Annotated in this window: 7 protein-coding genes; 2 read left to right on the top strand and 5 right to left on the bottom strand. The window is 70.3% G+C overall.

Annotation, left to right across the window (positions count from 1 at the left end):
* The first annotated feature begins 10 nt into the window (after positions 1-10).
* On the top strand, positions 11-436 hold the full coding sequence (locus M3Q35_RS19285) for a response regulator (protein WP_273944399.1): 426 nt from the start codon (positions 11-13) through the stop codon (positions 434-436).
* Here the strand turns inward: M3Q35_RS19285 and M3Q35_RS19290 are convergent.
* Both M3Q35_RS19290 and M3Q35_RS19295 read right to left on the bottom strand, forming a co-directional pair.
* Positions 411-2,972: an AfsR/SARP family transcriptional regulator gene (locus tag M3Q35_RS19290; RefSeq protein ID WP_273943281.1), complete on the bottom strand. Its 2,562-nt coding sequence runs from the start codon at positions 2,970-2,972 to the stop codon at positions 411-413. The two genes, M3Q35_RS19285 and M3Q35_RS19290, sit on opposite strands and share 26 nt — an antisense overlap.
* A 127-nt stretch (positions 2,973-3,099) precedes the next feature.
* The gene (locus M3Q35_RS19295; RefSeq protein ID WP_273943282.1) at positions 3,100-4,632 is read right to left on the bottom strand and encodes a dolichyl-phosphate-mannose--protein mannosyltransferase; all 1,533 of its coding nucleotides are present in this window, start codon (positions 4,630-4,632) and stop codon (positions 3,100-3,102) included.
* A gap of 237 nt (positions 4,633-4,869) precedes the next feature.
* Between M3Q35_RS19295 and M3Q35_RS19300 the strand changes: the two genes are divergently transcribed.
* On the top strand, positions 4,870-5,565 hold the full coding sequence (locus M3Q35_RS19300; RefSeq protein WP_273943283.1) for an IclR family transcriptional regulator: 696 nt from the start codon (positions 4,870-4,872) through the stop codon (positions 5,563-5,565).
* Here the strand turns inward: M3Q35_RS19300 and M3Q35_RS19305 are convergent.
* The 3 genes from M3Q35_RS19305 to M3Q35_RS19315 form a co-directional block, all read right to left on the bottom strand.
* Positions 5,562-7,820, bottom strand: coding sequence for an ATP-binding protein (locus tag M3Q35_RS19305; RefSeq protein ID WP_273943284.1), 2,259 nt, complete (start codon positions 7,818-7,820; stop codon positions 5,562-5,564). The genes M3Q35_RS19300 and M3Q35_RS19305 overlap by 4 nt on opposite strands.
* Before the next feature lie 126 nt (positions 7,821-7,946).
* Positions 7,947-10,217 (bottom strand): ATP-binding protein, encoded by a 2,271-nt coding sequence (locus M3Q35_RS19310; protein WP_273943285.1) that lies wholly within the window; start codon positions 10,215-10,217, stop codon positions 7,947-7,949.
* Between the two features lie 543 nt (positions 10,218-10,760).
* A complete protein-coding gene (locus M3Q35_RS19315; protein WP_273943286.1) occupies positions 10,761-12,986 on the bottom strand; it encodes a hypothetical protein in 2,226 nt (741 codons plus the stop codon).
* Positions 12,987-13,062 lie beyond the last annotated feature (76 nt).

Genomic DNA, 13,062 nt, shown 5'->3' on the forward strand with positions numbered 1-13,062 from the left:
GGAGTCGTTCATGGACGTCGTGGACGTGCTGCTGGTCGAGGACGACCCGGGCGACGTGCTGATGACCCGTGAGGCCTTCGAACACCACAAGCTGCGCAACAAGCTGCACGTGGTGGCCGACGGTGTCGCGGCGCTGTCGTTCCTCCGCCGCGAGGGCGAGCACGCCGACGCGCCCCGGCCGGGCCTGGTGCTGCTCGACCTGAACCTGCCGCGCAAGGACGGCCGCGAGGTGCTGGCCGAGATCAAGTCGGACGAGTCGCTGCGCAGCATCCCGGTGGTCGTGCTGACCACGTCGGAGGCGGAGGAGGACATCCTGCGCAGTTACGACCTGCACGCCAACGCCTACGTGACCAAGCCGGTGGACTTCGACCGGTTCATCGACGTCATCCGGCAGATCGACGACTTCTTCGTCACCGTGGTGAAGCTGCCGCGGTGAGCGCCTCGGCCAGCGACCGGGTGGCGCTGGCCATGCCCCGCTCGTTGGCCAGCTCGCGCCAGATGGCCAGCGCCTCCTCGAGGTAGCCGACGGCGTCGGCCGGCAGCCCGGCCCGCAGTAGGCTGGTGCCGGCGTGTTCCGAGGCGTAGCCGAGCATGTGCCGGTGCCGGGCCCCGGTCTGGCGGAGCAGCGCGGCACCGCGTTGGCCGTATTCGACGGCCCGCGCCGACTCGCCCCGTTCGGACAGCAGCTCGCACAGGTTGAACGCGGCGATGGCCTCCAGGAACAGCGCGCCCTGTTCACGAGCGTCGGCCAGGTCGCGTTCCAGCAGCTCGACCGAGCCTTTGTGCCGGGCGAGCCGGGTGTGCGCGACGGCCAGGTTGGCCGCCACCGCCGGGTCGGTCCGGTCCAGCCGCACCAGGATCTCGGCGGCGACCTCATGGCAGGCGACGGCCTGCTCCTGGTCGTCGAGGAAGTAGTGGTAGGCCACGCCGGCGTCGTTGCACAGCCGGGCGATGTTGAGTTGGTCGTCGGTGCGGCGGGCGGCGGCCAGGCCGATGTCGATCACCCGGAGCCACATCGCCCAGTGGCCGGTGCCGAAGCACAGCACCGCCAGCGTGGCCGCGAGCTGCGCGCACAGCCGGTCGTGTCCACGGTCGGCGGCCGCCTTGGCCAGCGCCGCCAGGGTCGGCAGGCGCTCGCCGGCCCAGGCCAGGGCCTCGTCGTAGCCGATCGGGTGCGGGTGCGGGCAGGTCACGCCGGGCACGATGTCGCCGAGGCCCGGCGTGAGGGCCGCCCGGGCGTCGTGGGCCGCGGCCAGGGCGCACTCCAGCAGCCGTTGCACGGCGGCGTCGGCCTCGGGCTCGGGCTGCTCGGCGGCGAAGATCCGTAGCAGGTCGTGCAGGCGGTAGGAGTCGGTGTGCGCCACCAGGTGCTGGCTCACGAGGCGGGTCATGATGTCGCGGGCCGCGTCGATATCGGTGTCGAGCAGGGCGGCGACATCGTGTAGGTCGATCTCCGCGCCGGGATGCCGGCCCAGCAGCCGAAAAGCGCGGGCCAATGTCGGTTCGAGGGACTTGTACGACAGGTGGAAGACCGCTCGCACATCGGACAGCTCGTCGTCGTCCGGCGTGAGGGCGTCGAGGCGGTCTTCCTCGCGCCGCAGCTCTTCCACCATGTCCACCAGGGCGTACGAGCTGGAGCCGATGCGCTCGGCCGCCACCCGCAGGGCCAGCGGCAGATGACCGCATTGCACGGCCAATTCGCCGGCCGAGTCGGGGTCCTCGCGCACCCGGTCGGCCCCGAGCACGCTGGCCAGCAGGGCCACGGATTCCGCCGGGGACAACGTGTCCAGGCCGAACCGCGGTCCGTCCAGGCTCAGCCGGTTGCGGCTGGTGACCACCGCGAGACAGCCCGGGGCGTCGGGCAGCAGCGGCCGGACCTGCTCGGCACTGACGGCATTGTCCAGTACCACAAGGACTTTGCGGTCGGCCAGCAGCGAGCGGTAGTGCGCGCCACGGTCGGCCTGCTGCTCATCGGCCCCGAGCGCGCGCAGCATCCGGTCCAGCGCCTCTTCGGCGGTGACCGGCTGCGCGATCGGGTCGAAACCGCGCAGGTCGATGAACAGCTGGCCGTCCGGGAAGCGCGGGGCCATCAGGTGCGCGAACTGCACGGCCAGCGTGGTCTTGCCGACGCCGGCTTGGCCGTCGATCACCGCTGTGGCGCCCGGTTTCGTGGCCTGTAGTTCGCGTAGCAGCCGCGCGCGGCCGGTGAAGTGCGCGACGCCGTGCGGCAGCTGGGCCGGCACCACGGTCGGCGTCAGCAGGGCGAAGGCTTCGCGCAGGCCCCGGCCCGGCTCGATGCCGAGTTCGTCGTCCAGGGCTTGGCGCGCACGGTCATAGGTCTGACGCGCCTCGGCCGCGCGGCCGGTGCGGTGCTGCGCGGTCATCAGCAGCTCGTGCAGCCGTTCGCGCAACGGGTTCGCCGTGGCCAGCCGGGACAGGTCGATGATCGCCTCGTCCGGGCGGCCGACCGCCAGCAGCGCGGAACAGCGCAGCTCCTGGACGTCCACCCAGAGCGCCTCGATCCGGTCACGCTCGTGCGCCACGAACGGCCCGACCGCACCGGCCAACGGCAGGCCATGCCATTCCTGGACCGCGCCTTCGCTGGCCGTCAGCGCGCCGACGAAGTCGCCGGCCGCCCAGTGCCCGCGGGCGTCACGGAAGCAGTTCTCGAATCTCCTCAGGTCGACCGCCGTCGGCAGCACGGCCAGCCGGTAGCCGACCCGGCTGCCGATCACGTTGTCGCCCAGGGCTTTCCGCAGCATCGAGACGTACGTGTACACAGTGGACCGTGCCGTCCGCGGCGGCTCGTCGCCCCACAACGCGTCCACCAGGTCGTCCGCCGACACCGTCTCGCCGGCGCTCAGCGCCAGCCGGGCGAACAGCGACCTCGGCCCCGGCGCGCCCAGGTTCAGCTCGACACCGTCCAGCACCGCGCCGACCTGGCCGAACAGCCGGACCGCCAGACCAGTCATGCTGCCATTCGAGCCAACCCCCGCCTCCCGCGCAAGTGATCGAGGGACCGATCCTGTCGTTCAACGTCAGGAAGGGCCCCTCACTGTCATTCAACGTCAGTAAGGGGCCCTTCCTGACACAAGGGGCTCAGCGCCAGCTGGGGAGCCAGAGTTCGGCCTGCCAGCGGGCGTTGGTGATCAGGTCGCCGTTGAGGATCGGCCACAGCCAGGCGAAGTTGGCCACGACCAGGCCGGTGTAGATGGCGACGACGAGCAGGCCGGTGCCGCGGCGTTCCGCGCCGGCGCGAGCGCGGCCGAGGATGTCGCCGCAGGCCAACACCAGGCCCAGCACCAGGAACGGCGCCATCGGCGTCACGTAGAAGAAGAACATCTGCCGGTCGATGTTGACGAACCACGGCAGCAGCCCCGCCATGTAGCCGACCATCACGGCGGCGTGGCGCCAGTCGAACTTGACGATGGCCCGCCACAGCGACCAGCCGATCATCGGGAAGGCCAGCCACCACATGGCCGGCGTGCCGACCAGCATCTCGGCCCGGATGCACTGCACCGCGCCGCAGCCGGTGGCGAACGGGTTGGGGCCCTGCTCGATGTAGTACAGCATCGGCCGCAGCCCCATCGGCCACGTCCACGGCTTGGATTCCCAGGTGTGGTGGTTCTTGCTGCTGAGCAGGTTCTCGTGGAACTTCAGCACGTCGGCCTCGTAGTAGAAGAACGAGCGCAGCGCCGTGTCGAAGGAGTGCCGGTCGATGCCGGTCTCGCTGCCGAACCATCCCCACCAAGTGGCGAAGTACACCAGCACGGGGATCGCCACGAGCGACCACAGCGCCGGCAGCACGTCACGGACGACCGCGCCGACCCACGGCCGCTCCACGCCGGCCGCGCGGCGGGCCGTCGCGTCCCAGATCACGGACAGCAGACCGAAAGCGACGATGTAATAGAGGCCGTTCCATTTCACGCCGCAGGCCAGGCCGAGCGAAATGCCGGCGGCGAATCGCCACCAACGGAAACCCAAGCGCGGACCCCAGCGGGAATCCTCCACCCAGCCCTCGGTTACCGCGACGGCCAGTCGATTTCGGACCTGATCCCGATCGGCCAGCAGACAGGCGAAGGCGATGACCACGAACAGCGCCACGAAAATGTCCAGCAACGCCGTCCGTGACTGCACGTGGCTGACGCCGTCGCAGATCAGCAGCACCCCGGCCAGCGCGCCGAGCATGGTCGACCTGGTCAGGCGACGGGCGATCCGAATGATCAGGAAAATGCACACCGCGCCGGCGATCGCCGAGGAGAAACGCCAGCCCCAGCCGTTGTAGCCGAACAGCCATTCGCCGGCCGCGATGAGATATTTACCCACCGGCGGATGCACGATGAACGCGTAGTCGAAGCCGATATCGTCCTCGAAGCCGCCGTTGCGCAGCATCTGCCACGCTTCCGGGGCGTAGTACTTCTCGTCGAAGATCGGCGTGCCGCGATCGGTCGGCCAGCCAAGATTCCAGAACCGGACCAGTGCGCCGATGGCCGTGACGGTCAGGGTGACGATCCAGCCGCGGGCCGTGTCCGCCGGCCGCCAGACCGCCAGCCGCTCCAGCGGCCCCGCAGTCGACGGTCGTGTTGTCGGCGGCAGTTCCCCGACGTCCACCACGCCGTCGATCGTCCCCATAGGTGACGATCATGCCTCATTCGGCGTGAACACGTGGTCAGGCGGGCAATGCCGGCCAGAAACGAGCCGCGCTCAGGACAGTGCGACTACGTACGCCGCCGGCCGACTACGTACGCCGGCCGCGTACTGCGTAGGTCGCGCCGGTCGCGGGAAGGTGCGTAGGTTCACCAATAGCTGGCGTCGTGTTCACGGGAGGAGGCTGTACCCGGAGTGTGGGTCACGAGCCGGAGGTGTGACGTGGACGATCAGCGGTTGCCACGATCGATCGGGAAAGCCCTGATGGTGTTCGCGGCGCTGCGTGAGGGCGGCACCCCGATGCGGCTGACCGAGCTGAGCGTGCGCACCGGGATCGCCAAGTCGACCACGCACCGCATGTTGTGCGCCCTGACCTCGGCCGGGCTGGTCGCCCGCGCCGGCACGCACTACCAGCCGGCCCGGCTCGACTCGCCGACCGGTCACCGCGACGGGCTGCGCCGGCTGGCCCCCTTCCTCGGCGACCTGTTGGTACGTACGGGAATGACGGCCAGCCTGGCGGTGCTCGACGGCGTCGAGGTCGAGTTCGTGCACCGGGTCTACGGCCACCGCCACATCTGGGGTCCCGACGACGCCGACCGGGCGCCCGCGCATGGGTCGGCCGCCGGCCGCCTGCTGCTGGCGTACGACGAATCCGCCGCCCGCACCGTGATCCGACTGGCCGAGCTCGGCACTCCCGAGGCGGCCGAGCTCGGCGGCGACCTGATGCGCATCCGCCAGCGCGGGTACGCCGAGCTCACCGGTTCGTACGGCAACACCATGCTGGCCGTGCCGCTGCGACTCCCCAAGCCGCCGGCCGTCGCCCTCGTCGTCGAAGGCAGCGGCGACCGGGACCGTGCCCTGCACTGGTTGCGCCGCGTCGCCGACGCCGCCCTGCGCGAGGTGTGCTGGGCGGCCTAGGTCGGCCTGCGGTCCACGACCCAGGCCGCGAGCTGCGCGCGAGAGGTGAACCCCAGCTTCTTGGTGATGTTGGCCAGATGCTTCTCGGCGGTACGGGTCGAGATCACCAGCCGGGCCGCGATCTCCTTGTTGGCCGCGCCGGCCGCGACCAGCTCGGCCACCTCCAGCTCCCGCCCGGTCAGGGTGATCGGGCCGGCCTCGCACGCCTGGGCGATCGTCGTGGACAGCTTGAGTAAATGATCGACGGCTTCGTCGAGATTGGCGCCGATGGAGGTGCCTCGGGCGTACGCGGTTCGGTAGCGCTCCACCCCCAGCGCCGCGCGCGTCACCGCCTCGCAGTTGCTGTGGGGCACGCGCCAGTTGTCGGACGTGGCCACGAGCTCGCTGCTCATGTGCCGCCACACCATGCTGGCCACGCCGAGCGCCTCGGCCGCCTGCTGCGCCGAACCGGCGGACGTGACGATCCAGGCGACCGTCTCGCCCAGCACGGCCAGCCCGAGCAGGTCGTTGAAATCGGCCTTGAGCTGGAGACTCTCCGTCGCGTGCCGGGCCGCCTCGGCGTACCGGCCGACCCGCCAGTTCGCGAGCGCGACCGCGTAGTGCGCGTACGAATTGGCCCAGCGCTCGCCGCGTTTCTCGGCGATCTCGATCGCGTCGGCCGCCCGGGCCTCGGCCAGCGCCAGGTCGCCGCCGGTCGCCGCGACCATGGCCATGGACGCGTAGGCCAGCACGATCCGACAGTCGATCACCTTGGCGGCGAGGTAGCACTCGGCCGACCGCTGATAGTGCCGGTCGCCTTCCGCCAGCTCGCCGTGGATGAAGGCGGAGCCGCCGGTGATCAGCCTGGCGTTGGCCTGTTGCAGCGGATCACCGGTGCGGTCGGCGATCTCGGTCGCCTGTTCGGCGAAACGCTTGCCGGCCGGTAGTTCGCCGAGCGCGGTCGCGGCGTACGAGTTGATCCACAACGCGTCCTGGCGGATGTCGTCCGGCAGCGCATCCAGGTCGAGCACGCGATCGAGCCAGCGCCGGGACTCGCCGAGGAATCCGCACAGCCAGTAGAAGTACATCGCGGTGGCCAGCCTCGCGCCGACGAACCGCTGCTCGGGGTCGCCGAGCCCGAAGTCCAGTGCGGCGCGGAGGTTGTTGTGCTCACGGCGCATCTGTGTCAGCAGCTCGACCTGGTCCGGGCCGCACCACTGTTGGCCGATGCGGTCCACCACGCTGTGGAAGTAATCCAGATGCCGGCGGCGGAACTGCCGCTCGTCGCCCGACTGTTCGAGTAGCCGCAAACCGTAGTGGCGGATCGTGTAGAGCATGCGCAGCCGGGTCACACCGTCGACCTCGTCCCGGATGAGCACGGACTTGTCGACCAGGCCGCCCAGCAGCCGTAGCAGCGCTGTCGGTGGAATGCGGTCGTCGGTGCAGACCGCGGCGGCCGCCTCGACCGTGAAACCGCCGGTGAACACCGAGGCCCGGGCCCACAGCGTCTGCTCGTCGGGGGCGCACAGCGCGAAACTCCAGTCCACGGCGGCGATCAGCGTCTGCTGTCTCGACGGCCGGGCCGCTGCTTCGGCCGTCAGCAGCGCGAACGTGTCGTCGAGCCGGGTGAGCACGTCGTGCGCCGACATCACGCGTAACCAGGGCACCACCAGCTCGATGGCCAGCGGGATGCCGTCGAGCCGGGAGCAGATGCCGAGCACGGTCTCGCAGTTGTCGTCGTTGACCGTGAAGTGCGGCAACGCGAACGTGGCGCGGTCGGCAAACAGCGCGACGGCGTCGTCGGCGCGGGCCGTGTAGCGGTCCGGCACCGACAGCGGGCGGATCGGCAGCAGCTGCTCGCCGCCGATGCCCAGCACGTGCCGGCTGGTGGCGAGGAATCGGACGTTCGGCGCGGTGTCCAGCACGGCCGTGACGAACTCGCGGCAGGCTTGGACCATGTGCTCGCAGTTGTCGAGCACGATGAGCAGGTTTTTGGTGCGCAGGAACGACAACAGCTGCGCCGTCGGGTCCAGCGGCACGTCGCGCAGGCCCAGCTCGACCGCCACCACCTGCGGCAACAGTTCCGGGTCGGTCAGCGCGTCCAGCTCGATCACCACCACGCCGTCGCCGTGGTCCTGGGCCAGGCGTTGCGCGATGCGGGTCTTGCCGACGCCGGCCGGGCCGACCAGGGTGAGCAGCCGGACCACATCGAGCAGGCGGCGGGCTTCCGCGAGTTCGGTGTCCCGACCAACAAAGGTGGTCAGCTGGCTGCTCACTGTGTGCTCCCGCGCGGGATCGGAGCACTCGAACGTAATACACGACGTGAGCAGCCACAATCCCCGGGAATCGCGTTCTTGGTGACCTGCAAAACTTGAGATTGTTCACCCGATTTGATGAATTACTCAGGTGCCTTTGGCCCGTCGGCCGGCGATCCAGGCGGCCAGTTGGGCCCGTGAGGTGAAGCCCAGCTTCTTCAGGATGTTGGCCAGGTGTTTCTCCGCGGTGCGGGTGGAGATCACCAGCCGGGCCGCGATCTCCTTGTTGGCCGCCCCGGCCGCGGCCAGTTCCGCCACTTCCAGCTCGCGACTGGTCAGGGCGTTCGACGTCGGCGGGTGGGCCGCCGCCAGGCTCGTCGCCACCTTCAGCGTGTGCGCCACCGCGTCGTCCACCGTGGTCGAGCCGGCCATGCCTTTGGCGTGGTTCGCCTCGTACCGCTCGTCGCCCAGCGCCGCCCTGGCCGCCTGTTCGCAGCGCTTGTGCGGCACTGCCCAGTTGTCCGAGGCCAGGAACACCTCGCCGCCGGTGTGGCGCCACAGCGCGCCGGCCACGCCCAGCACCTCCGCCGCTTTCGGCATCGCCCCGGCCGACGCCGCGATCCAGGCCACCAGTTCCACCAGCAGTGACAGGCCCAGCAGGTCGTTGAACTGGTCCTTGATCCGGATTCCGGTCATCGCGTGCCGGGCCGCCTCGGCCGGGCGGCCCGTCTGCCAGGTCGCCACCGCCATCGCGTAGTGCGCGTACGACCGCACCCAGCGTTCGCCGTGGGCGTCGGCCAGGTTGATGGCGCGTTCCGCCGCCGTCACCGCCCGGTCGAAGTTGCCGGCGAAGGCCGCGCACATGCCCAGCGCCGCGTAGGACAGGATCGTCTGGCAGTCGATCACGTTGGCCGCCGCGTACTGCTGCACCGCTTCCTCGTACAGCGTCTGGCCGAGTTCGAGTTCGCCGCCCACGAACGCCGCCCCGCCGTGGGCCAGCAGCGCGTTGCCCATCATGAACGGGTCGCCCGTCTGTCCCGCGATCTCCACCGCGTCGAGGCTGAGGATCCGCCCCGCCGGCACTTCACCGAGCGCGATCAGGCAGTAGGCGTTGATCCACAGCGCGTTCTGCCGGATGTCCGCGGGCAGGTCGATCTCCAGCACCCGGTCCAGCCAGCGCCGTCCTTCGCCGATGAAGCCGCAGTCCAGCCAGTAGTACTGCAACGCCGTCGCCAGCCGCGCGCCTTTGTGTTCGTCTTCGGTGAGCGCGAATTCCAGCGCCGATCTGATGTTGTTGTGTTCCGCCCTGGTGATCGCCGCCAGCGTCACCTGGTCCGGCCCCAGCCATTCCGCCGCGCATTTCTCCGCCAGCGCCAGCAGGTATTCGAGGTGCCGGTGCCGTGTGCGCCGTTCGTCCTGCGATTCCGCCAGCAGTTGCAGGCCGTACTGCCTGATCGTGTACAGCATGCGCAGCCGGGTCACCCCGCCGGTTTCGTCCCTGATCAGCACCGATTTGTCGACCAGTCCGCCCAGCAGCCGCAGCACCGCCGTCGGCGGTATGCGGTCGTCCGCGCAGACCTGCACGACCGCTTCGACCGTGAAGCCGCCGCTGAACACCGCCGCCCTGGCCCACAGCAGTTGTTCGTCCGGGGCACACAGCGCGTAGCTCCAGTCCACCGCCGCGATCAGCGTTTGCTGTCGGGATGGCCGGGCCGCCGCTTCCGCCGTGATCAGCGTGAACGTGTCGTCCAGCCGGCTCAGCACGTCTCGGGCCGACAGCACCCTGAGCCAGGGCACCACCAGCTCGATCGCCAGCGGTATCCCGTCGAGTCGGGAGCAGATGCCCAGCACCGTGTCCCAGTTGTCGTCGTTCAGCCGAAAGTTCGGCAGCGCATTCGTCGCCCGGTCCTTGAACAGCGTCACCGCGTCGTCTTCGGTGTCTTTCGCCTTGGCCGGCACCGCCAGCGGCCGCACCGGCAGCAGTTGTTCCCCGCTGGCCCCGAGCACGTGCCTGCTCGTCGCCAGCACCCGCACTTCCGGCGCCGCCACCAGCACTTCGTTGACGAATTCCCGGCAGGCTTGCGCCATGTGTTCGCAGTTGTCCAGCACCACCAGCAGGTTCTTGCCGCTCAGAAACGACAGCAGTTGCCGCGTGGTCTCCACCGCGACGTCCCTCAGCCCCAGTTCCGACGCCGCCACCTGCGGCAGCAGTCCCGGGTCCGTCACCGCTTCCAGTTCGACGAACACCACGCCGTCCTGGAACCTCCGCCGCGCCTGCCCCGCCACATGTTGCGCCAGCCGCGTCTTGCCCACCCCGCCCGGCCCGATCAGCGTGAGCAGCCGCGCCGTCTCCAGCAGCGTCGCTGCCTCCCGCAGGTCGTCGCCCCGGCCAACGAAGGTGGTCACCTCGCTGATCACTGCACGCTCCCGAGCCCTTGGCTGCGCCGAACGTAGTACAGCGTCCCAACCAGGCGCAATCCGCCCCATACCCCCCGTTCATCCCCGTATCTCCCCCGATCCGGGTGATCCCCTTTTCCCACCCTTCGCCCGTCCGTGACCCCCATCCCGCGGGCAGGAACCGGCTTTCCCGCGACCGCCCCGAGTTCGGGCATACCGAGGCCGGAACGTGTAGCCCCGCACCGTGAACTCGGCCGGGTCGCCAATCCCGTGGCACGGGCACCAAACCCCGCCACAATGCTGAGAACCCGTCCGGACGGGGATCGGCGGCAGCCCGTCCGGACGGGGCGGCGGGCCGGGCTGGGAGGGGCCTGGCGGGCCGCATGTCGCCACCGCGGAAAGGCAGCCGCGGCCGGGGTGAGGGGGTGCCCACCACCAGGCGATGCCGGGCGGCTGGGAATGGGTTACCAGCCAAGCCTTTCCACGGTGCGCCCGCTCGACCGCACAGAGTGTAGGAACGGCGGGGACGGGCGGCCAAAAGGCGTTCTGGGGTGCGGAACAAACCTACACGGGAGAGCCGATCGAACGGCCGAAGCGGACGGGGTCGGCTACGGGGCCGGTGGCGGCGCGGAGCTTGGCGGCCTCTTCGAGGCGGGAGAGCTGGTCGCCGCCGCCGATCTCGCCCAGCAGGATGCGGCCGCCCTCTACGCCGAGGACCTGGAATCGGGTGCCGGGGAGGAAGACGATGGGCTCGAGCTCGGGCTCGAAGTAGCCGGTGCGCCGCCCACTGTCGGACCAGATGACGAACTCGGCGTCGCCGGGGAGCGCCACCTCGGAAGAGGTGACGGCGTTCAAGAAGCTGACCTCGGTGAGGATGGCGCCGGCGCGATGGGTGCTGGGGTCCAAAGCGCCGCCGCAAAAAGCGACGCCCTCATAGACCGGCAAACGCTGTAGACCGGAGATTACGCAGCTCAAAAAAGGCAGGAGAGCGTCGACGTCGCCGGAAAGCAGGGCCTCGTCGGCCTTGCGTTCGCCGGCGGCCAGATAGACCAACACCGCGACCAGGTCGGTGACCACGGACTGGAGTTCGCCGTCGCGCAGGGATGGGTGCTGGACGAGCAGACGCAGAACCCGGCTGGCGTAAGAGTCGTACTGGTCGCCGAGGGTGCGGCGCATCCACGCGCGATGCTCGTCCAAAGCGGTCTCGGCGGCGACCAAGGTGTCGAGCATGGTGTCGACGTCGATACCGGGATCGACCAGAAAAGGCTCGACGCGGGCGGGCACGGGAGGCGGCTCGACGGGCCAGATGTCGAGCGACGCCGTGGCGGAGCCGGAAACGGGCTCGGCGACGGCGACAGCGACCGAAGCCGAAGCGGAGGCCGAGGCGGCGGAGATCTGGAGTTCCATCTGACGCCGCAACAACACCATGGTCGGCAGGTCGTCGCCGATGTCGTAGTTGATGTCGGCGTCCACCGCGGTCGGCACGGGCTCGGCGTCCTCGACGGGAACCTCGACGACGGCCTCGACCTCAGGCTCGGCGGCCTTGGGCGCTTCCCCGAAGACAAGACGCACCACGCGCTGCGTCTCGGCGTCCAAACCGGCGAACAGCTTGGCCCCGGCCACGCTGACCTCGTCGCCGACCTGCTCCCCGGGAACACCGACGGTCAACCGGGCCCACTCGGGGTCGACGGGCATGGAGCGGACGGAATCGCCGTCAACGGCAGCGGCGGCCCGAACCCACAGCCCGGACGCGACGGCCTCGACGACAACGCTCTCGGTGAGCTCCCAAAGCCCGGGCCGCAACGGCTTCAACCCGGAGACGGGCGGCCGGGCGGCAACGACCTCAGGCGCCTTCCCGGGCCGGTATCGGAGCTCGGTGGCGAAAGACCGCCAGGTCGGACGGCCGTCCGCGGACACGATGCCGACCTCGATGCCTCGCTCGGTCGACAGGGGCAATCCGTTATAGGCAATTACGGGGCGGCCGATGGTGTCGGCGGCGAACTGGCCGAGCTCGGCGCCGAAAGACGCGAACCGAACCCGGCGGCGGATCTCCTCGGGCAGCGCCTCCCACAACGCCCGCAGGTCGGAGGACGGCAGCCGGGCCTCCTCGGGCCCGCCCAGAACAACCGTCAACACGTCCATCCGCACGGGCACGCCGAAGGCCAGCACGGAATGCCGGCGCAAGGCAGCGGTTGGCGTGGCGTGCAGCCACAGCCCGGTCGGCACGGGCTCGGCGACGGACACGGGCCCGGCCCGCCACGGGGCGGTCGTCATGAACGACTCCCACTCGGGCGACGGGAACCGAGCGCCGAGGGCCTCGCTGGGCTTGTCGGGGTGGAAGCTGCGCCACGCCCCGGTGGCATGGGCGTTGGCGACGAACGTCGACCCGCCGGGCACGGGCACCAACGTCCCGTCGGGGGCGACGACCTCGGCCTGGAGCTGCTCGGCCAACCACTGGGCGGCGATGGCCCGGGTCGGCCCGCTGCCGGACGCGCTGCCGGCGCCGGACACGGCCAACCGCACGGGACCGCGACCCCGCAGCGCCTGCACGAGGGCGCTCCAATAGCCGCCGTTGTCACCGGACGGGAAGTCGACGACGACCATCGTGCGCCCGGGGTCGCCTGGCACGGACGCGGCCAACGCCATGGCGTGCCACCCGGGCCCGGGCGGCGCGGAGACGACGAGCGCGGCACCGACCTGGCGGGTCTGGAACTCGACGACGGGCGCCTGCGGCGCGGCCGGCGTCGGCGTCGCGGACTTCGACCGGCGCGACTTCAACCAGTTGATCATGGAGCCCCCACTACGGGCTCACCGAGGTCGAAGGACACGCGCACGCCCCCGATACTGCCAGGTCCCCCGGACACCT

It is taken from the genome of Kutzneria chonburiensis (assembly GCF_028622115.1).
In the GTDB taxonomy this organism is placed as follows: domain Bacteria; phylum Actinomycetota; class Actinomycetes; order Mycobacteriales; family Pseudonocardiaceae; genus Kutzneria; species Kutzneria chonburiensis.